The sequence below is a fragment of the Streptomyces sp. DS1-CR2 genome (assembly GCF_055760475.1).
In genome coordinates, this window is record NZ_CM147085.1 from 2,733,997 (window position 1) to 2,753,753 (window position 19,757).

At 72.3% G+C, this 19,757-nt stretch carries 18 protein-coding genes; 11 read left to right on the plus strand and 7 right to left on the minus strand.

Going from position 1 to position 19,757, the window contains the following annotated elements:
• Positions 1–169: 169 nt before the first annotated feature.
• The 4 genes from ACY0PA_RS13440 to ACY0PA_RS13455 form a co-directional block, all read right to left on the minus strand.
• On the minus strand, positions 170–868 hold the full coding sequence (locus tag ACY0PA_RS13440; protein ID WP_473084833.1) for a response regulator transcription factor: 699 nt from the start codon (positions 866–868) through the stop codon (positions 170–172).
• Positions 865–2,097: a sensor histidine kinase gene (locus ACY0PA_RS13445; protein WP_473084834.1), complete on the minus strand. Its 1,233-nt coding sequence runs from the start codon at positions 2,095–2,097 to the stop codon at positions 865–867. Before ACY0PA_RS13445 ends, ACY0PA_RS13440 begins: the two co-directional genes overlap by 4 nt.
• Positions 2,098–2,194: 97 nt before the next feature.
• Positions 2,195–2,473: a PspA-associated protein PspAA gene (gene pspAA / locus ACY0PA_RS13450; RefSeq protein ID WP_356284566.1), complete on the minus strand. Its 279-nt coding sequence runs from the start codon at positions 2,471–2,473 to the stop codon at positions 2,195–2,197.
• Between the two features lie 21 nt (positions 2,474–2,494).
• On the minus strand, positions 2,495–3,292 hold the full coding sequence (locus tag ACY0PA_RS13455; RefSeq protein WP_266669760.1) for a PspA/IM30 family protein: 798 nt from the start codon (positions 3,290–3,292) through the stop codon (positions 2,495–2,497).
• 272 nt (positions 3,293–3,564) lie between these two features.
• Here ACY0PA_RS13455 and ACY0PA_RS13460 point away from each other — a divergent pair, with 272 nt between their 5' ends.
• The 3 genes from ACY0PA_RS13460 (at position 3,565) to ACY0PA_RS13470 (ending at position 6,242) form a co-directional block, all read left to right on the plus strand.
• Complete coding sequence (locus ACY0PA_RS13460) at positions 3,565–4,191, plus strand: DUF3043 domain-containing protein (protein ID WP_473084835.1); 627 nt, start codon at positions 3,565–3,567, stop codon at positions 4,189–4,191.
• A gap of 83 nt (positions 4,192–4,274) precedes the next feature.
• Complete coding sequence (locus ACY0PA_RS13465) at positions 4,275–4,982, plus strand: class I SAM-dependent methyltransferase (protein ID WP_473084836.1); 708 nt, start codon at positions 4,275–4,277, stop codon at positions 4,980–4,982.
• Positions 4,983–5,198: 216 nt separating this feature from the next.
• On the plus strand, positions 5,199–6,242 hold the full coding sequence (locus ACY0PA_RS13470) for a S1C family serine protease (RefSeq protein ID WP_473086309.1): 1,044 nt from the start codon (positions 5,199–5,201) through the stop codon (positions 6,240–6,242).
• A 97-nt stretch (positions 6,243–6,339) separates the two neighbouring features.
• Here ACY0PA_RS13470 and ACY0PA_RS13475 read toward each other — a convergent pair whose 3' ends face one another.
• Positions 6,340–6,558, minus strand: coding sequence for a hypothetical protein (locus ACY0PA_RS13475; RefSeq protein ID WP_100592141.1), 219 nt, complete (start codon positions 6,556–6,558; stop codon positions 6,340–6,342).
• Between the two features lie 100 nt (positions 6,559–6,658).
• On the opposite strand from ACY0PA_RS13475, the gene ACY0PA_RS13480 reads away from it, so the two are divergent.
• Positions 6,659–7,861 carry a bifunctional adenosylcobinamide kinase/adenosylcobinamide-phosphate guanylyltransferase gene (locus tag ACY0PA_RS13480; RefSeq protein ID WP_473084837.1) on the plus strand — a complete coding sequence of 401 codons (1,203 nt, stop codon included), beginning with the start codon at positions 6,659–6,661 and terminating at the stop codon, positions 7,859–7,861.
• A gap of 78 nt (positions 7,862–7,939) precedes the next feature.
• Here ACY0PA_RS13480 and ACY0PA_RS13485 read toward each other — a convergent pair whose 3' ends face one another.
• Positions 7,940–9,040 (minus strand): class I SAM-dependent methyltransferase, encoded by a 1,101-nt coding sequence (locus tag ACY0PA_RS13485; RefSeq protein WP_473084838.1) that lies wholly within the window; start codon positions 9,038–9,040, stop codon positions 7,940–7,942.
• A 181-nt stretch (positions 9,041–9,221) separates the two neighbouring features.
• Between ACY0PA_RS13485 and cobT the strand changes: the two genes are divergently transcribed.
• From cobT to ACY0PA_RS13500, 3 genes are all read left to right on the plus strand, one after another.
• Positions 9,222–10,325 carry a nicotinate-nucleotide--dimethylbenzimidazole phosphoribosyltransferase gene (gene cobT, locus ACY0PA_RS13490; RefSeq protein WP_473084839.1) on the plus strand — a complete coding sequence of 368 codons (1,104 nt, stop codon included), beginning with the start codon at positions 9,222–9,224 and terminating at the stop codon, positions 10,323–10,325.
• 122 nt (positions 10,326–10,447) lie between these two features.
• A complete protein-coding gene (locus ACY0PA_RS13495) occupies positions 10,448–12,247 on the plus strand; it encodes a phosphatidylglycerol lysyltransferase domain-containing protein (RefSeq protein WP_473084840.1) in 1,800 nt (599 codons plus the stop codon).
• A complete protein-coding gene (locus tag ACY0PA_RS13500) occupies positions 12,244–12,945 on the plus strand; it encodes a hypothetical protein (protein WP_473084841.1) in 702 nt (233 codons plus the stop codon). The genes ACY0PA_RS13495 and ACY0PA_RS13500 overlap by 4 nt, the downstream gene beginning before the upstream one ends.
• Here the strand turns inward: ACY0PA_RS13500 and ACY0PA_RS13505 are convergent.
• Positions 12,894–13,649, minus strand: coding sequence for a hypothetical protein (locus tag ACY0PA_RS13505; protein ID WP_473084842.1), 756 nt, complete (start codon positions 13,647–13,649; stop codon positions 12,894–12,896). The two genes, ACY0PA_RS13500 and ACY0PA_RS13505, sit on opposite strands and share 52 nt — an antisense overlap.
• A 67-nt stretch (positions 13,650–13,716) precedes the next feature.
• Between ACY0PA_RS13505 and ACY0PA_RS13510 the strand changes: the two genes are divergently transcribed.
• The 4 genes from ACY0PA_RS13510 to sucB all read left to right on the plus strand — a co-directional run bounded on the left by ACY0PA_RS13510 (position 13,717) and on the right by sucB (position 19,751).
• Positions 13,717–14,499 (plus strand): adenosylcobinamide-GDP ribazoletransferase, encoded by a 783-nt coding sequence (locus tag ACY0PA_RS13510; protein ID WP_473084843.1) that lies wholly within the window; start codon positions 13,717–13,719, stop codon positions 14,497–14,499.
• Positions 14,500–14,626: 127 nt separating this feature from the next.
• Entirely contained in the window at positions 14,627–16,162 is a 1,536-nt protein-coding gene (locus ACY0PA_RS13515) for a leucyl aminopeptidase (RefSeq protein ID WP_473084844.1), read from the plus strand.
• Between the two features lie 282 nt (positions 16,163–16,444).
• On the plus strand, positions 16,445–17,833 hold the full coding sequence (gene lpdA, locus ACY0PA_RS13520) for a dihydrolipoyl dehydrogenase (protein WP_266565057.1): 1,389 nt from the start codon (positions 16,445–16,447) through the stop codon (positions 17,831–17,833).
• 130 nt (positions 17,834–17,963) lie between these two features.
• Positions 17,964–19,751, plus strand: a complete 1,788-nt coding sequence (sucB, locus tag ACY0PA_RS13525; RefSeq protein ID WP_473084845.1) for a 2-oxoglutarate dehydrogenase, E2 component, dihydrolipoamide succinyltransferase — start codon at positions 17,964–17,966, stop codon at positions 19,749–19,751.
• Positions 19,752–19,757 lie beyond the last annotated feature (6 nt).

A 19,757-nucleotide genomic window follows, 5' to 3' on the forward strand; every position in this document is an offset into this window, starting at 1 on the left:
GGAGGGGCCCCGGGCGTCCGGGGGACGCTTGCGCATCTGAGAACGCGGTGCGTCGGCAGACATCCGCGGGGCCCCCTACACCCTCGGTCATGCCGGAGGGCGGTTCCGTCGCTCCCAGGTCCCGTTCTTATGCGCCGCATACTGCGCCCGTAGTACGCGGAGCCCCGGCTCACTCCACCCTTGGACGGACCAGGCCCGATTCGTACGCGATGACGACGAGTTGGGCACGGTCCCGGGCGCCGAGCTTGGCCATGGCGCGGTTCACATGGGTTTTGACCGTGAGGGGGCTGACCTGGAGGCGCTCCGCGATCTCGTCGTTCGAGTGGCCGCCGCCGACCTGGACGAGGACCTCGCGCTCGCGGGTGGTGAGCGCGGCGAGGCGTTCGCCATGGGCGCCGCCGGGGCGCGCGCCGTCCTCCCAGTCGCCATACCCCTCGCCCTGCGCGAGGAACTTGGCGATCAGGCCCTTGGTCGCGACGGGCGACAGGAGCGCCTCGCCCGCGGCGGCGATCCGCACCGCCCCGAGCAGTTCCTCGGGTTCGGCGCCCTTGCCGAGGAAGCCGGAGGCGCCCGCGCGCAGCGACTGGACGACGTACTCGTCCACCTCGAAGGTCGTGAGCATCACGACGCGTACGTGCGCCAGTTCGGGGTCGGCGCTGATCAGTCGGGTCGCGGCGAGTCCGTCGGTGCCGGGCATCCGGATGTCCATCAGGACGACGTCGGCCTTCTCGGACTTGGCGAGGCGGACGGCCTCCGCGCCGTCGGAGGCCTCGCCGACGACGAGCATGTCGGGTTCGGAGTCCACGAGGACGCGGAAGGCGCTGCGCAGCAGGGCCTGGTCGTCGGCGAGCAGTACCCGAATGGTCATCCAGCGTCCCTCGTGTCCGTGGCGCGGCCCGCGGTGGCGTGGGCCTGGACGGGCAGGATCGCATGGACGCGGAACCCGCCCCCGTACCGCGGTCCCACCGACAGACTGCCGCCGACCGCGGCGACGCGCTCGCGCATGCCGAGCAGGCCGTGGCCGCCGCTGTCGGGCGAGGGCTGCGCGGTGCCGGGGCCGTTGTCGAGGATCGTGACCTCGATGTTCGGGCCTACGCGCACGACGCTGACCTCGGCCTTGGCCTCGGCGCCCGCGTGCTTCTGCACATTGGTGAGGGCCTCTTGGACGATGCGGTAGGCGGCCAGGTCGACGGCGGCCGGCAGGCCGGTGGCGCGGTCGGAGCAGGCGACCTCGACGGGCAGGCCCGCGTTGCGGAACGTGCCGACGAGGTCTTCGAGGCGGTCGAGTCCCGGCGCCGGTTCGGTCGGGGCCTCGGGGTCGCCCGACTGCCTCAGCAGGCCGACGGTGGCGCGGAGTTCGTTGAGCGCGGAGCGGCTCGCCTCGCGCACGTGCGAGAGGGCCTCCTTGGCCTGGTCGGGGCGCTTGTCCATGACGTGCGAGGCGACGCCCGCCTGGACGTTGACCAGGGCGATGTGGTGCGCGACGACGTCGTGCAGGTCGCGGGCGATGCGCAGCCGCTCCTCGGCGACGCGGCGCCGGGCCTCCTCCTCCCGTGTGCGCTCGGCCCGCTCGGCCCGCTCGCGGATCGCGTCGACGAACGCGCGCCGGCTGCGCACGGCGTCCCCGGCCGCGGCGGCCATGCCGGTCCAGGCGAAGACGCCGATGTTCTCCTGCGCGTACCAGGGCAGGGGGCCCGCCAGCATGGCGGCGCCGGTGAGGACGGTCATCGTGGCGAGGCCGACGCGCCAGGTGGTGGGGCGGTCGGTGGTGGCGGCGACGGTGTAGAGCGCGACAACGGCGCTCATCGCGACGGGCGCGCGGGGGTCGCCGGTGACGAGTTCGGCGAGGGTGACGGCGGAGGTGGCCGCGAGGACCGCCATGGGGGCGCGGCGCCGAAGGACGAGTGCGGCCGCGCCCAGGACCATGAAGACGACGCTGAGGAGCTGGGGACTGCGGGTGCCCCAGGTGGGGGTGCCGTCGCGGCCGCCGTGCGGATCCGCGAAGGAAGCGGCGATCATGCAGAACAGCACCGCTGCCGCGAGGGCCGCGTCCGTGGCCCGGGGGTGAGTCCTGGCCCAGCGTACGAAGGGGGTCACCGGCGTCACGCTATCGCCCCTTCGTCCGTGCGCGGCACGCCCGTCCACATGCGGTACGCGCGGCAGGCCGCGTACCGCCCGCGACGGCTCAGCCGAATCAGCCAGGGATCAGACCGTCGTCGCTCAGCATCTCCCGGACCTCTTCAAGGGTCGCGTCCGGCGACGGAAGGATGAGTTCCGAGGGTTCCAGGGACGCGTCGGGCAGAGGGGTGCCGAGGGAGCGGACCGTTTCGAGCAGGGCGTGGAGCGTGCGGCGGAAAGCGGGACCGTCCCCGTTCTCCATCTCGGCCAGGAGCTCGTTGTCGAGCTTGTTGAGCTCGGTGAAGTGGCTGTCGGCCAGCTCCACCTGCCCCTCCCCCATGATCCGTACGATCATGACGCCCTCCTCGGCGTGGGACTACTGCTTGTCGAAGCGCGGGGTGTCCTGCGGCGTCTGGGTCGGCGACTGCTGGCCCTGCCCGCCCTCGATGGCCTGCTGCGAGGAGGAGGAACCGCCCGACAGCTCGGCCTTCATCCGCTGGAGTTCCAGCTCTACATCCGTACCACCGGAGAGGCGGTCCAGCTCGCTCTGGATGTCGTCCTTGGCGAGGCCGGACTGGTCGTCGAGGGCGCCGGAGGCAAGCAGCTCGTCGATCGCGCCGGCCCGGGCCTGGAGCTGTGCCGTCTTGTCCTCGGCACGCTGGATGGCCATGCCCACGTCGCCCATCTCCTCGGAGATGCCGGAGAAGGCCTCGCCGATCCGGGTCTGCGCCTGGGCCGCCGTGTAGGTCGCCTTGATCGTCTCCTTCTTCGTACGGAAGGCGTCGACCTTGGCCTGGAGGCGCTGCGCCGCGAGGGTGAGCTTCTCCTCCTCGCCCTGGAGGGTCTGGTGCTGCGTCTCCAGGTCGGTGACCTGCTGCTGGAGGGCGGCCCGGCGCGAGAGCGCCTCGCGGGCCAGGTCCTCGCGGCCGAGCGCGAGCGCCTTGCGGCCCTGGTCCTCCAGCTTGGACGACTGGTTCTGGAGCTGGTTGAGCTGCAGCTCAAGGCGCTTGCGCGACGTCGCCACGTCGGCGACTCCGCGGCGCACCTTCTGGAGCAGCTCCAGCTGCTTCTGGTACGAGTAATCGAGGGTCTCGCGCGGGTCCTCGGCCCGGTCAAGGGCCTTGTTCGCCTTCGCGCGGAAGATCATCCCCATACGCTTCATGACACCGCTCATGGGCTTCGCGCGCCCCCTTCTGACAGATCCAGCAGACGTCCAGCACCAGCACTGCGACAGAACCCACAGTACGGGTCCTGCCTCTATTACCGCACTGTTCAGGTGCGGATGCGCTCATCCCCAAGGACGACTGCGTACGGTGCCGCTCCGGCGCAGGGAGTAGGTGTCTCCCTGGGGTGGCCGGTTCGACGAGCACGCGGTGCAGCTGCCGGGAACGCTCAGCAACACTGACGCAGGGTGTTGCCGGATCGTTCCCCACTCGCCCGACGTCCATGCGCCCGCACCACGTACCCTTGGCTTTTGTGTTCCGTAGCCGATCCAAGGACGAGAAGGCCCCGGGCGCCAAGGCGCCGGTGACCGACTCCACGCAGCCCCGTGACCCGCAGGCCCCCAAGGGCCGCCCCACGCCCAAGCGCAGCCAGGCCCAGACCCAGCGCCGCAGCGTGGCCAATACGCCGACGACCCGCAAGGAGGCGTCGAAGCGGCAGCGCGACGAGCGCCGCACCGCGATGGAGAGGCAGCGCCAGGCGCTCGCCAGCGGTGACGAGCGTTACCTTCCCGCCCGCGACAAGGGTCCGGTGCGAAAGTTCGCGCGCGACTTCGTCGACTCGCGCTTCTGCATCGCCGAGTTCTTCCTGCCCCTGGCGGTGGTCATCCTCGTGATGACCATGGTCCGGATCCCCAGCCTGCAGAACATCGCGCTGCTGCTCTGGCTCATCGTGATCGTGCTGATCGTGCTCGACTCGGTCGTCACCGCGTTCCGCCTGAAGAAGCGCCTGGCCGAGAAGTTCCCGAACGAGCCGAAGAAGGGCGCCGTCGCGTACGCCCTGATGCGCACGCTCCAGATGCGCCGGCTCCGTCTGCCCAAGCCCCAGGTCAAGCGCGGGGAGCGGCCCTGAGCACGGAGTCTTTCTCCGGCGACGCCGCGGCGTCCTGGCTCGGCAGGCTCGACGGTCTGCGCAACGCCGTACGCCAGGAGCTCGTGGCGCGGCAGCTCGACGAGCAGCTCGCCGCGCGTTTCCCCGTGGGGCAGCGGCTGCGGGTGCTCGACGTCGGTATGGGCCAGGGCACGCAGGCCCTGCGCCTCGCCCGTGCCGGACATCAGGTGACCGGGGTCGAGCAGGATCCCGGGATGGTCGCCGCGGCACGGGCCGCGCTGGCCGGGGAGCCCGAGGGCATCCGCGGCCGGGTGCGCCTCGTGGAGGGCGACGGCCGGGAGACCGGGGTGCACTTCCTGCCCGGCAGCTTCGACGTGGTTCTGTGCCACGGGGTCCTGATGTACGTGGAGGACACCGACGCGCTGCTCGCGGGCCTGGCGCGGATGCTGGCCCCCGGCGGCCTGCTCTCGCTCCTCGTGCGCAACGGTGACGCGCTAGCCATGCGGCCCGGCCTCGCCGGGGACTGGCAGGCGGCGCTCGGCTCCTTCGACACGCTCTCGTACCGCAACCGCCTCGGGCTCGACGTGCGGGCCGACCGGCTCGGCGCGCTGACCGCCACGCTGGCCGGCATCGGGGCTCCGCTGCACGCCTGGTACGGGGTGCGGGTCTTCACGGACACGGCGGGGGACGACGTGCCCGTGCCGCCGCCCGGCGAGTTCCACACGCTGCTCGCGGCGGAGGAGCGGGCGGGCCGCACGGAGCCGTACCGCCGGGTGGCGGCTCTGCTGCACCTGTGCGGCGTCCGCGGCTGACGGCCCCGGCGCGCCCCCTGTTCGGCGGCCCACCGCAGGCAGGAACAACGGGATGACGGTGACAATCCGGGCATGGATCTTTTCCGTGCCCGTTCTCGTGCCCGCTCTCTTTCCGGTTCCCGTACGCGTACCCGTGCCCGCTTTCCTTCCGGTTCCCGTACGCGTATCAGTGCCACTCGCAGCGGGCGTGGCCGCGTTCCGCGGTTCGCGCTGCCGCTGACCGCCGTCGTCTGCTCGGTGGCCCTGGTCGGCGGCTGCTCCGGCTCCGACTCCTCCGGCCCGTCCGGCCCGTCGACGAAGCCGTCCGGCACCACGGAGCAGGCCGCGGCCGTCTCCGGCAACGCTCTGCAGGCCGACTACCAGAAGGTGATCAGGGACGTCCTGCCGTCGGTCGTCCAGATCCAGGGCTCGGCCGAGCAAGGCTCCGGGATCGTCTACGACGACAAGGGGCACATCGTCACCAACGCGCACGTGGTCGGCAACGAGAAGACGTTCAAGGTGACCACGTCCAACAGCGAGATCGAGCTGACCGCGACGCTCGTCTACGCCTACCCCGACCAGGACCTCGCCGTCGTCAAGCTGGACAAGGTGCCCGAGGGGCTCAAGCCCGCGAAGTTCGCGAACTCGTCCAAGGTCGAGGTCGGCCAGATCACCCTGGCCATGGGCTCGCCGCTCGGCCTGTCCTCCAGCGTCACGCAGGGCATCGTCTCGGCGACCGGGCGGACCGTCAGCGAGAACCCCGCGGGCGGCGGGAGCGGCGCCACCATCGGGAACATGGTGCAGACGTCCGCGGCGATCAACCCGGGCAACAGCGGCGGCGCCCTCGTCAATCTCGACGGGCAGGTCGTCGGCATCCCGACGCTCGCCGCGACAGACCCCAACATGGGCGGCGGCCAGGCGCCCGGCATCGGGTTCGCGATCCCCTCGTCCATGGTCACGACGGTCGCCGGCCAGGTCGTCAAGAAGGGCAAGGTCACGGACTCGGGGCGGGCCGCGCTCGGCATCACGGGCCGTACGGTGCTCGGCAGCTCCTACCAGCCGGACGGGGTCGCCGTCGTGGACGTCAACGACGGCGGGGCCGCGCAGAAGGCCGGGATCCAGTCCGAGGACATCATCACCCAGATCAACGGCACAGACGTCAACACGATGGTGGCGCTCGCGGAGCAACTCGCCGCCCTCAAGCCCGGCGACAAGGTCTCGGTCGCGTTCACGAGAAACGGGGCCGAGAACACGGTCGAGGTCACACTCGGCGAGATCTAGGACGGACGTATCGGGAGACAGCGGACGACAGAAGGGCGGCGACCCGTGCGGGTCGCCGCCCTTCTCGGCGTTCCGGAAGGAGCCAGGGCCCAGGGACCTACGCCGGCGCGTCCTCCGCGTGCAGGCCCATCGGGCCGTAGATCACCGCGTCGTCCTCGAAGAGGGTGACCTGGTCGGCGCCGCCTTCCGCGAGGGCTTTCCAGTACTCGCCGATCCACGACTCCGCGTCGCCCTGGGTCGTGAACTCCTCGGGCTGCACCGCCGGCTGGACCTCCGTCCCGTCCGACTTCTCGAACCTCCACGTCCACGCCGCCATGTCAGCCTCCAGGGAGTCAACGGACCAGCTCACCGTCTCACTACTGCCCGGAAGCCTAGCCGGGCGAGCGCCACTCGCGGTGGCGCGGGAGGATCTTCCCGTGGAACTCACTCTGCTCGGCACCGGCGCCCCCACCGGACTGCCCCGCCCTGACTGCCCCTGCGCGGCCTGCGCCACCGCCCTCGGGCCGGGTGGCGCGCGTGCCGCGACCGCGCTCCTGATCGACGGCACGCTGCTGCTCGACCTCACGCCGGGAGCGGCGTTCGCCGCCGCCCGCTCGGGGCACAGCCTCAGCGGCGTACGGCAGGTACTGCTCTCGCATCCGCACGACGGGCCGCCCGTCGAGGTGCCGGCGGGGCTCGTGTCGCCGGTCCGGGTGCCGGACGGGAGCGAGCTGGCGCTGCTGACAGGGCACCGGGTGCGGGCGCTGCCGATGGACACGCCGGGGACGGGCTACGAGGTGACGGGGCCGGACGGCGAACGGCTGCTGTATCTGCCGCCGGGCGCGGCGCCCGCGGGCTTCGAGGAGGCCGAGCGGCCGTACGAGATGGTGCTCGCCGACATCGTGGACCGCCCCGACGCGGCGGCGCGGCTGCGGGCCGTGGGCGCGATCGGCGCGACGACCGATGTGCTCGCGGTCCACATCGACCACGACGTGCCGCCGGGGCCCGAGCTGACGCGCCGTCTCGCGGCGGCGGGCGCGCGGGCCGTGCCGGACGGGACGACGCTCGTCGTGGGGGCGTACGAGGACGTGCCGGACGTGCCGCGCAGGACGCTGGTCCTCGGCGGGGCCAGGTCGGGGAAGTCGGTCGAGGCCGAGCGGCGCCTGGAGGCGTTCCCGGGCGTGCTGTACGTGGCGACGGGCGGCACGCGGGGCGGGGACACCGAGTGGTCGCAGCGGGTGGCGCTGCACCGTGAGCGGCGCCCGGGCTCCTGGAACACGACGGAGACCTGCGACCTCGTGCCGCTCCTCGCGCAGGACGGACCTCCGCTGCTCATCGACTGCCTGTCGCTGTGGCTGACGTACGCCATGGACGAGGTGCAGGCCTGGGACGACGCGGAGTGGGCGGGCGGCGGGGAGCGGGCGCTGCGGGAGAAGGTCGCGGCGCTGACGGAGGCCGTGCGCAGCACCCCGCGCACGGTGGTCGCCGTGTCGAACGAGGTGGGTTCCGGGATCGTCCCGGCCACGGCGTCGGGCCGCCGCTACCGGGACGAACTGGGGCGCCTGAACACGGCGTTCGCGGCCGAGTGCGAACAGGTACTGCTCGTGGTGGCCGGGCAGGTGCTGGTGCTGCGCGGCTGACGCTGACGCTGACGCGGGGCGATCGGTCGGAGTTCGGGCAGGGCTCGGTCAGCCAGGGTTCGGTCAGCCAGGGTTCGGTCAGGGCCGCGGGGCTCTGCCGGGCCCTGCGGCGTTCTTGCGGGCGACGATCCGGTAGGCGTTGGAGAAGCGGGTGCGGCCCGCCAGCGGGGCGAGCAGCTGGTCCGCCGCGTAGGCCGCGGCGACGAGGGGCACGACGGCGTACGTCAGGGCCGTGCGGAGCCCGCGCTGGAGCGGGGTCGGGGCCTTGCTGCGCCAGGGGGCGTCGGCGCTCGGCAGCCAGTGGCCGAGGAACAGGGCGAGCCCGGCGGTGAGGTCCAGCGGGACGTGCGCCTCGCGGCGGTCGGTCGCGACGACGGTGTAGCCGAGGCGCTCCAGCTCGCGGCGGAGGTTGTCCATCGGGATGAGGTGCAGGTGCTGGGGCTGGAAGTACGACACCCACCACTTGCCGAGCAGCTTCGCGTAGCGGCTCTCGGGGTCGGGGACCTCGATGAGGAGGTGGCCGCCGGGGCGCAGGACGGTGCGGGCGGCCTTGAGTTCGTCGCGCGGGTCTGTGGCGTGCTCCAGGTAGTGGAACATGCTCAGCGCGTCGTAGCGTCCCGCGAGCGCGGGGGCGAGTTCGGTGAGGGTGCCGCGGTGGGCCTCCTCTACGCGGCCGGCCCTGCGGCCCTCCTCGACGGCGGCCGAGGCGTCGAGCCCGTCGAAGGCGGTGTACGGGTGGACCTCCTTGGCGGCCGCCGGGAAGTGGCCCTGCCCGGTGGCGACGTCCAGCCAGCTCTCCGGCTCGATGAGGGCCAGCAGGGTGCGGGCGGCGGCGCGGTGGCGGCGGGCCGAACGCCGCGCCGAGTGCTGGGCCTTGAGGAGTCCGGCGGAGTGGCCGGCCTCGAGCCCGTCGTAGAAGTCCCGGTAGTAGAAGGCCAGTCCCTCGGGGGTCAGTCGCGGGTTCTGGAAGGAGTGCGAGCAGGCGCGGCACTGGTCGACGACGAAGCTGCCGGGCTTGTGCTGGAGGAGGTCGGTGGTCCGCAGCCGGGTGCGCAGCCGGCTGGATCCGCACCAGGGACAGTCGGTCCTGCGCGGCTCGTGGAACCGGTCGGTGCCCTGGGCGAGTTCGGTGAGATAGGCGGGCCGCCGCTCGGCGACGGCCTCGGTCGTGGGGGTCATCACGAACTCCTGTGGGACGGTCCGAGGGGCCACACCACCCTGGGGCGATACGACAATCCGGGGCATCCTGGAACGTAAAGGATCACGGAGAGACCCGCAATGACGCTGCGGATCCGATGCATCGCATGGCGTAACACCACGTCATGCGCCGCGTCGGGGAACGGCCGGTACTGTTCGGCGAATGAGCTCGCTGAATCTCGACGACTTCACCGATCTGATCGAGCGCCCCGACGGCGGGACACGCCGCGACGCCGAGGAACGCCGCGCCCGCTTCGCGGTGCCGCCCGGCGCGCTCGGCCGCCTCGACGAGCTGGGCGAGTGGCTGTCCGCCGCTCAGGCCGCGGTGCCGGTCAAGCCGCTGGAGCGCCCGCGCGTGGTGCTGTTCGCGGGTGACCACGGGATCGCGGAACTCGGGGTGTCGGCGCGGCCCGCGGGCGGTGCCGCCGCGCTGGTGCGTCAGGCGGTCGAGGGCGGGAGCGCGTCGGCGATCCTCGCGCGGCGCCTGGGCGTTCCGGTGCGGATCGTCGACATGTCGCTGGACTGCGAGCCCGGCGAGCTGCCCGCCGAGGTCGTACGGCACCGGGTGCGCAGGTCGTCCGGGCGCATCGACATCGAGGACGCGCTGACGCCCGAGGAGGCGGAGGCCGCGTTCCGCGCGGGCATGGCCGTCGCCGACGAGGAGGCGGACTCCGGCACGGATCTGGTGGTGCTCGGCGATCTCAGCGTGGGCGGGACGACGGCGGCCGCGACGCTGATCGCGGCACTGTGCGGGACGGACGCGTCCGTGGTGACGGGGCGCGGCGGCTCGCCGATCCACGACCTGGCGTGGATGCGCAAGTGCGCGGCCGTGCGGGACGCCCTGCGGCGGGCCAGGCCCGTACTCGGCGACCAGCTGGCGCTGCTCGGCGCGGTGGGCGGCGCGGACCTCGCCGCCGCGACCGGGTTCCTGCTGCAGAGCGCGGTGCGGCGCACGCCGGTGATCCTGGACGGTGTCGTGTCGGCGGCGTGCGCGCTCGTCGGGCAGCGGATCGCGTTCCGGGCGCCGGACTGGTGGCTGGCCGGCCAGGCGAGCGGGGAGCCCGCGCAGGCGAAGGCGCTGGACCGGATGGCGATGGAGCCGCTGCTCGACCAGGGCGTGACGGTGGGCGAGGGAGCGGGGGCGCTGCTCGCGCTGCCGCTGGTGCAGGCCGCCGCGGCGCTGGCCGCGGAGCTGCCGGAGGCCCCGCAGGCCGCCGACGAGCCGCAGGTCACCGAGGAGCCGGAGACGGCCGACGCGACCGAGTAGGGCACACGGCACGCTGCTTGACGGCGGGTCACGGCAGGCTTCGGCCCCGCCGCGACCCGCCGTTTCACGTCCCGGCGATGCTCGACCCAGATAGCCAGAAATGCCCCATATGCTCCCTGCTTATGGCAGCTGAACAGACGACCTCACCACCCGCGCGCCGCGCCCCCGCCTCCACCCCCACCACGAGACGAGCGGCCGCCTTCACCGTCTGGTACCTGCGCGTCGTCACGTTCATCAACTTCCTGAGCGCGGTCTGGGTCTCCCTCGGCCAGGACCTGCAACGGCACAACACCGACGACTACTTCACCCCGTACCTGCTGACGGCCGGCTTCGCGTCCGGGGTCTTCACCTGGTTCCTGGCGATCACGATGCGCCGCCGCAAGCGCGCCGCGTGGATCCTCAACCTCGTACTCAGCGGGCTGTTCCTGCTCCTGTTCGTCCTCGTGATGTTCTTCCCCGAGGTGCGCCGCTACGCGCAGAACTGGATCTCGGTCGTCCTGACCGCCGCGTTCGTCGCCGCGCTGCTGCTCGGGCGGCGGGAGTTCTACGCGAAGGGGGACCGCTCGAACCCGAAGCTCGCGGCCGTGGTCGGGGTCGGCGGACTCCTCGTGACGTCCCTGTTCGCGACGTTCCTCGTGACCGTCACCAACCAGGCGCACGACGGGCACCACTCGACGTTCCTGGAGCGCTGGCGCTACGGCACCCTGCGCCTCGTCTCGGTCGCCACCGACGAGTCCCGCTACCCCGGCATCACGTCGCCGAACTGGGTCAACGTCGTCATCAACATCCTGAGCACCCTCCTCCTGCTCGCCGTCGCGTACGCCGCGTTCCGCTCCCGCAAGGCCGTCGACCCGATCACCCCCGACGACGAGGCGAAGCTGCGCACGCTGCTCGACAAGGACGGCGACCGCGACTCGCTCGGCTACTTCGCACTGCGCCGGGAGAAGAGCGTCGTGTGGTCGCCGACCGGCAAGGCGGCCGTCGCGTACCGCGTCGTCGGCGGGGTCTCGCTCGCGTCGGGCGATCCGATCGGCGACCCCGAGGCCTGGCCCGGCGCGATCGGCCCCTGGCTCATGGAGGCGCGCGAACACGGCTGGATCCCGGCCGTGATGGGCGCGAGCGAGGAGGCGGGCACCATCTACGCGCGGCACGGCCTCGACGCCCTCGAACTCGGCGACGAAGCCATCGTCGAGACCGGCGCCCGGGGCGGAGCCCCTGATCAGGGCTTCACGCTGGAGGGGCGGGCCATGCGCACCGTCCGGCAGGCCTACAACCGGGTCGGGCGCGCGGGTTACGAGGTGCGGATCCGGCGCCACGAGGACATCCCCGCCGATGAGATGACGTACCTGCTCCAGCGCGCCGACGACTGGCGCGACGGAGCGACCGAGCGCGGCTTCTCGATGGCGCTCGGCCGGCTCGGCGAACCGGGCGACGGGCGCTGCGTGATGCTCGAATGCACCGACGGCAACGGCGAGTTGAAGGCCGTGCTCTCCTTCGTGCCGTGGGGACCGAAAGGCCTGTCGCTCGATCTGATGCGGCGCGACAAGGACTCCGAGAACGGGCTGATGGAGTTCATGGTCATCGAACTGCTCCAGCGGGCCGGGGAGATCGGGATCACGCAGGTGTCGCTCAACTTCGCGATGTTCCGGTCCGTCTTCGAACGTGGCTCGCGGCTCGGCGCGGGCCCGGTGCTGCGCCTGTGGCGCTCGCTGCTCAGCTTCTTCTCACGGTGGTGGCAGATCGAATCCCTCTACCGGGCCAACGCGAAGTACCGGCCCATCTGGGAGCCCCGCTTCCTGCTCTTCGAGAAGAGCGCCGACCTGCCGCGGATCGGCCTCGCCTCCGCGCGCGCCGAGGGCTTTCTGGAGGCGCCGGGCCTGCCGAACTGGATGCACCGCAGACATCTGGAGCCACGTCCGTGAGATCCCCGGCCGTCCTGGCCCGCGCCGAGTGGGGCCCGCTGTGGTCGACGGTGCGCCAAAGGCTCGCCGCCGAGAAGTGGCGGGCGGCGCCGATGACGCTCGGCGCGGTCTGCCTCACGTCCCTGTTCCAGTACGTCCAGAACCAGTCCTGGGGTTACCGATTCGTGCAGGACATCGGCTCCGTGCGGGCCGAGGACCCGCTGTGGCTGTCCCTGCTGCGCACCCCGCTGTCCCTCTTCGTGCCGGCGCTCGACCTGCCCGTGTGGGGCGCCCTGGCACAAATCCTGATCGTGTGCGGCATCGCGGAGATCTGCCTCGGCCGGTGGGTCACGCTCGCCATCGGATACGTCGCCACACTCGCCGGCACCCTCTACGCCCGCCTCGCCATCGCCGTCGGCCCCGGCGGACCGCTCGGCCTGCCCGCCTCCGACGCGCGGATCGTCGACAACGGCCCGTCGGCGGCGGTCGTCGGCCTCGCCGTCTACGTGTGCTGGCACTATCGCGCCCGGCGCACGGCCGTCGTGGTGGCCGCCCTCATGGTGATCGAGGCGGCCGTGAAGCCGAACCTCGCGGGCAAGGAACATCTGGCGGCGATCAGCGCGGTCGTCCTGGTCGTCGTGGCGCGGTGGGCGCTGGGCGCCGTGCGTCACCGGGGCGCCGAGCGCTCCGGGTCGGGTGTGCCGCCGATCAGGTCCTGAAAGCCCCGGCTCATCCTCGACCAGCGCCGGTCGTGCCGGTAGGCGCGCAGCCGCGATCTCGCCCTGGCCTTCGGGCGCCGCCGGTACCAGCGCTTCGCCCACGCCGATCCGGGCCGCGCGAGCCTGACGGCCCCGAACAGCGCGACGAACGGCACGAGTACGCCCACGACCGCGAGCCGGGGCTTCCCCTTGAACATGGCCAGCACGACGAACAAGAGGTTCACCAGGACCGTGAGGATCGCGGTGCCGCGCCCCTGCTCCTCCTGTCCCGTCACGTCGTTCACGCCGAGCGGCGAGAAGCCGCTGAGGACGAGCAGCCCGAGTGCCGCCGCGAGGACCACCACCTCGACGCTCTGCCGGCCCTGCTCGGTCCAGTAGACGTCGGCGAGGTGCAGGATCAGGGCGAACTCGTCGAGGACCAGGCCCGCGCCGATCCCGAAGATCACCGCGCAGACCGACGCGCCTACGCCGTGCCGCCCGCTGCCGACCGCGCCGAAGCCGCCGATGACGGTGAGGATCACGCCGGGCACCACGTGGTGGATGTGCATGCCGCCCGGGGCGACGTTGCAGAACGGCCCGCGCCCGGCACGGATGAGGCGCGTGATCGTACGGATCACGGCGAAGGTCAGCAGGAACGCGGCGAGGGCGAGCAGCAGTGGCAGCTTCCCCGGCTCGCCGATGTTCCGGTACCACCAGTGACCCATGCGGCCATCCTGCCGCCGGGGCCCGGGCGCCGCCCGCTGTGCTGGGCCCCCCGGGTAGCCTGCCGGGATGTCCGCAACCCCGGCCGACGGCCTCCGCTTCGCCTTCGGCACCCTCACCGTGCTCCCGGTCGAGGTCACCCGCTGGGACCGCGAGGCGGCCCGCGCCGGAATGCTCTGCGCCCCCGTCGCCGGACTCGTCGTGGGCCTGGCCGCCGCCGGCCTCGGCGGGCTCCTGACGCTGCTCGGCGCCGGTCCGCTGCTCGCGGCCGTGGCGAGCGTGAGCGTCCCGGCCGCGCTGACCCGGGGACTGCACCTGGACGGGCTCGCCGACACCGCCGACGGCCTCGGCAGCGGCAAGCCGGCTGAGGACGCGCTGCGCATCATGAAGCAGTCGGACATCGGCCCGTTCGGTGTCATCACGCTCGTGCTCGCGCTCCTCGCCCAGGTCGCCGCGCTCGCCGAGCTGTACGCGGATGCGTGGGCCCGCGGCGCGCTCGCCGCCGTCGTCTCGGCACTCACCGCCCGGCTCGCGCTCACGCTGGCCTCGCGCACCGGTGTCCCGCCGGCCCGGCCCGAGGGCCTGGGCGCGGCCGTCGCCGGAACGGTGCCCGTGCGCGGGGCGCTGCTCGCCGCCGCCGTCACCGTGTGCGCCGCCGGGGCCGCGGGCGCCGTCACCGGCTCGGCGTACGGCGCCGTGCGCGGCGCAGCGGCCGCCGTCCTCGCCTGCTGCGCGGCCGAACTCCTGCTGCGCCACTGCGTGCGCCGCTTCGGCGGGGTGACCGGCGACGTCTTCGGCGGCGTCGCCGAGACCGCCGCCACCGCCGCCCTCGTCGTCCTCACTTTCGGCTGACACGGCCGCGGTCACCTACCGCGAAGCGCACCCTCGCGCCCACGGGCGTAGGCTCCCCAAGGGGGCCATACACCCCACGGCCCGTCAGAACTCGTTCAGACACCATGAAAGTAGGGACCTCACCACCGTGACTGCTCTGACTCTCAGCACCGCCGCCGCGTCCGGCCTGCGTGCCGACGCGATCGTCGTCGGTGTGGCGAAGGGTGCTGCATCCAAGTCCGGAGCGCTCGTCGTCGCCCCCGGCGCGGAGGCCGTGGACAAGGCCTACGGCGGCAAGCTCGCCGCCGTCCTGGAGACCCTCGGCGCCTCTGGCGGTGAGGGTGAGGTGACGAAGCTCCCCGCCCCCTCCGGCTTCAAGGCCCCGGTCGTCCTTGCCGTCGGTCTCGGCCCGGTGCCGGAGAAGGACGAGTCGTACGACGCGGAGGCCCTGCGCCGCGCCGCCGGGTCCGCCGCCCGCGCGCTGGCAGGTGCGAAGAAGGCCGCGTTCGCGCTGCCCGTCGGGGACTCGGGTGACGCGGGAGCGATCGCCGAGGGCGCGCTGCTCGGCGCGTACTCCTTCGACGCCTACAAGGAGTCGGCCCAGGAGGGCAAGAAGAACGGCAAGGCGCCGCTCGGCGAGATCGCCCTGCTGGGTGCCAAGCCCCGCGACAAGGCGTTCAAGGCTGCCGTGGAGCGCGCCCTCGCCGTGACCGAGGAGCTCAACCGCGCCCGCGACCTGGTCAACACCCCGCCGAACGACCTGAACCCCGAGGCCTTCGCCGCCGTCGCCTCGGCTGCGGCCAAGGAGCACGGCATCAAGGTGCAGGTTCTCGACGAGAAGGCGCTCGTCAAGGGCGGCTTCGGCGGCATCCTCGGCGTCGGCGCCGGCTCGGAGGCCCCGCCGCGCCTGGTGAAGCTCTCCTACACGTCGTCGAAGGCGGACAAGCACCTCGCCTTCGTCGGCAAGGGCATCACATACGACTCGGGCGGCATCTCCCTCAAGCCGGCCGGTCACAACGAGACGATGAAGTGCGACATGGCCGGCGCCGCCGCCGTGTTCGCCGCCGTCGTCGCCGTGGCCCGTCTCGGTCTTGACGTGAACGTCACCGGATGGCTGGCGCTCGCCGAGAACATGCCGTCGGGCTCGGCCACCCGCCCGGGCGACGTCCTTCGCATGTACTCCGGCAAGACCGTCGAGGTCCTGAACACGGACGCCGAGGGCCGCCTGGTCCTGGCCGACGCCATCGCCAAGGCCTCCGAGGAGACCCCGGACGCGATCGTCGACGTCGCCACGCTGACCGGGGCGATGATGCTGGCGCTCGGCAACCGCACGTTCGGCATCATGGCGAACGACGACGCGTTCCGTACGTCGGTCCACGAGGTCGCCGAGGAGGTCGGCGAGCCGTCCTGGCCCATGCCGCTCCCCTCCGACCTGCGCAAGGGCATGGACTCCGCCACCGCCGACATCGCCAACATGGGCGAGCGCATGGGCGGCGGCCTGGTGGCCGGCCTCTTCCTCCAGGAGTTCGTCGGCGAGGGCATCACGTGGGCCCACCTCGACATCGCGGGCCCGGCCTTCAACGAGGCCGGCGCGTCCGGCTACACGCCCAAGGGCGGCACCGGTTCCGCGGTCCGTACGCTGGTGCGCCTCGCGGAGCGCACGGCCGCCGGTGACCTCGGCTGACGCGGAGCGGCACGGTTGACGGCCCCCGGGTGCGAAGGCACCCGGGGGCCGTTCGCTTTCGACGAAATCCGCAGCCTCCCGGACCCCCTCACCCGGGTTTCAGGTGTAACCGCCGTCTCACCCCCGGGCCCGGCGTCCCGTCCGCCGTCGACAAGTGCGAGGATGGGTCCTTGGCAGGACAGGGCCCCCACCACAGGGCCGAAGCATAAAAAGCGGCCGGACACCAGCCGCCGCCCGGTCACCGCAGACCGGCGTACGGCGCACATGCATGGAGGACGTGACGTGGCGAACGACGCCAGCACTGTTTTCGACCTAGTGATCCTCGGCGGTGGCAGTGGCGGTTACGCCGCGGCCCTGCGCGGAGCGCAGCTGGGCCTGGACGTCGCCCTGATCGAGAAGAACAAGCTCGGGGGCACCTGCCTGCACAACGGCTGCATCCCGACGAAGGCCCTGCTGCACGCCGGCGAGATCGCCGACCAGGCGCGCGAGGCTGACCAGTTCGGTGTCAAGGCCTCCTTCGAGGGCATCGACATCGCGGGCGTCCACAAGTACAAGGACGACGTGATCTCCGGCCTGTACAAGGGCCTGCAGGGTCTCGTCGCCTCCCGCAAGGTGACGTACATCGAGGGCGAGGGCCGCCTGTCGTCCCCGACCTCCGTGGACGTGAACGGCCAGCGCGTCCAGGGCCGTCACGTGCTCCTCGCGACCGGCTCCGTGCCGAAGTCGCTGCCGGGCCTGGAGATCGACGGCAACCGCATCATCTCCTCGGACCACGCGCTGACGCTGAACCGCGTCCCGCAGTCCGCGATCATCCTCGGCGGCGGCGTCATCGGCGTCGAGTTCGCCTCCGCGTGGAAGTCCTTCGGCACCGACGTCACCGTCGTCGAGGGCCTCAAGCACCTCGTCCCGGTCGAGGACGAGAACAGCTCCAAGCTTCTTGAGCGCGCGTTCCGCAAGCGCGGCATCAAGTTCAACCTCGGCACCTTCTTCGAGAAGGCCGAGTACACGCAGGACGGCGTCCGCGTGACCCTCGCCGACGGCAAGACCTTCGAGGCCGAGGTCCTCCTGGTCGCCATCGGCCGCGGCCCGGTCTCGGCCGGTCTCGGTTACGAGGAGCAGGGCGTCGCGATGGACCGCGGCTACGTCCTGGTCGACGAGTACATGCAGACCAACGTGCCGACCGTCTCGGCCGTCGGTGACCTCGTCCCGACGCTCCAGCTCGCGCACGTCGGCTTCGCCGAGGGCATCCTGGTGGCGGAGCGTCTGGCCGGTCTCAAGACCGTCCCGATCGACTACGACGGTGTGCCGAAGGTGACGTACTGCCACCCCGAGGTCGCCTCCGTCGGTATCACCGAGGCCAAGGCCAAGGAGATCTACGGTGCGGACAAGGTCGTCGCTCTGAAGTACAACCTCGCGGGCAACGGCAAGTCCAAGATCCTCAAGACCGCGGGCGAGATCAAGCTCGTCCAGGTCAAGGACGGTGCCGTGGTCGGCGTCCACATGGTCGGTGACCGTATGGGCGAGCAGGTCGGCGAAGCCCAGCTGATCTACAACTGGGAAGCGCTGCCCGCCGAGGTCGCCCAGCTCATCCACGCCCACCCGACGCAGAACGAGGCACTCGGAGAGGCCCACCTGGCCCTCGCGGGCAAGCCGCTGCACTCGCACGACTAGGTCAGGCCGCAGGCTGGACCCAGTCGTCCCTGTCGTCCCTGGGCGCGACGACCGACCACAGACTTCCGCACTTCCCCAAGCTCTCAACACGCTCGAGCAGGGGAGACCCCACTAAGGAGCAACAGAAACCATGTCGGTTTCCGTATCCCTTCCGGCGCTCGGTGAGAGTGTCACCGAGGGCACCGTCACCCGCTGGCTGAAGGCCGAGGGCGAGCGCGTCGAGGTCGACGAGCCGCTGCTTGAGGTCTCGACCGACAAGGTCGACACCGAGATCCCCTCGCCCGCCGCCGGCATCCTGGCCTCCATCAAGGTCGCCGAGGACGAGACCGTCGAGGTCGGCGCCGAGCTGGCCGTCATCGACGACGGCACGGGCGCGCCCGCCGCCGCCCCGGCTCCGGCCGCTGCCGAGGCCCCGGCCGCCGCCCCGGCCCCCGTCGCCGAGGCCCCCGTCGCCGAGGCCCCCGCGGCCCCGGCCGCCGCCCCGGCTGCTCCGGCCGCCCCCGCCAGTGCCGCTTCCGGCACCGACGTCGTCCTGCCCGCTCTCGGCGAGTCCGTCACCGAGGGCACCGTCACCCGCTGGCTGAAGGAGGTCGGCGAGGAGGTCGCGGAGGACGAGCCCCTGCTCGAGGTCTCCACGGACAAGGTCGACACCGAGATCCCCTCCCCCGTCGCCGGCGTTCTCCTGGAGATCTCCGTCGCCGAGGACGAGACCGCCGAGGTCGGCGCCAAGCTGGCCGTCATCGGTGCTCCCGGTGCCGCTCCGGCCGCCGCGCCCGCTCCGGCTGCTCCGGCCCCGGCCGCCGCTCCGGCCCCGGCCGCCCCCGCAGCTCCCGCCCCGGCCCCGGCCCCGGCTGCTCCGGCTCCGGCTGCTGCCCCGGCCCCGGCTGCCGCTCCGGCCCCGGTCGCCCCGGCTGCTCCGGCCCCCGCTCCGGTCGCCGCTCCCGCTCCGGTCACCCCCGCTGCCCCGGCTCCCGCCGCGGTCTCCGGTGACGAAGGCGCGTACGTGACCCCGCTGGTGCGCAAGCTCGCGTCGGAGAACGGCGTGGACCTGAGCACCGTCAAGGGCACCGGCGTCGGCGGCCGTATCCGCAAGCAGGACGTCATCGCGGCCGCCGAGGCCGCGAAGGCCGCCCCGGCCCCCGCCGCTGCCGCTGCTCCGGCCGCCGCGAAGGCCCCGGCCCTGGAGACCTCTCCCCTCCGCGGCCAGACGGTCAAGATGACCCGCATGCGCAAGGTCATCGGCGACAACATGATGAAGGCGCTGCACTCGCAGGCCCAGCTGACCTCGGTCCTCGAGGTCGACGTCACCAAGCTGATGAAGCTGCGTGCCAAGGCGAAGGACGCGTTCGCGGCGCGCGAGGGCGTCAAGCTCTCCCCGATGCCGTTCTTCGTCAAGGCCGCTGCCCAGGCGCTGAAGGCCCACCCGGTCGTCAACGCCCGGATCAACGACGACGAAGGCACCATCACGTACTTCGACTCGGAGAACATCGGCATCGCCGTTGACGCCGAGAAGGGTCTGATGACGCCGGTCATCAAGGGCGCGGGCGACCTGAACATCGCCGGTATCTCGAAGAAGACGGCCGAGCTGGCCGGCAAGGCCCGCGGTGGCGGCCTCACGCCGGACGACATGTCCGGCGCGACCTTCACGATCTCCAACACGGGCTCGCGCGGTGCGCTCTTCGACACCGTCATCGTGCCGCCGAACCAGGCCGCGATCCTGGGCATCGGCGCCACGGTGAAGCGCCCGGTCGTCATCGACCACCCGGACCTCGGCGAGACCATCGCCGTCCGGGACATGACGTACCTGTCGCTCTCCTACGACCACCGTCTGGTGGACGGCGCGGACGCCGCCCGCTACCTGACCACGGTCAAGGCGATCCTGGAGGCCGGCGAGTTCGAGGTCGAGCTCGGCCTGTAACTCTCG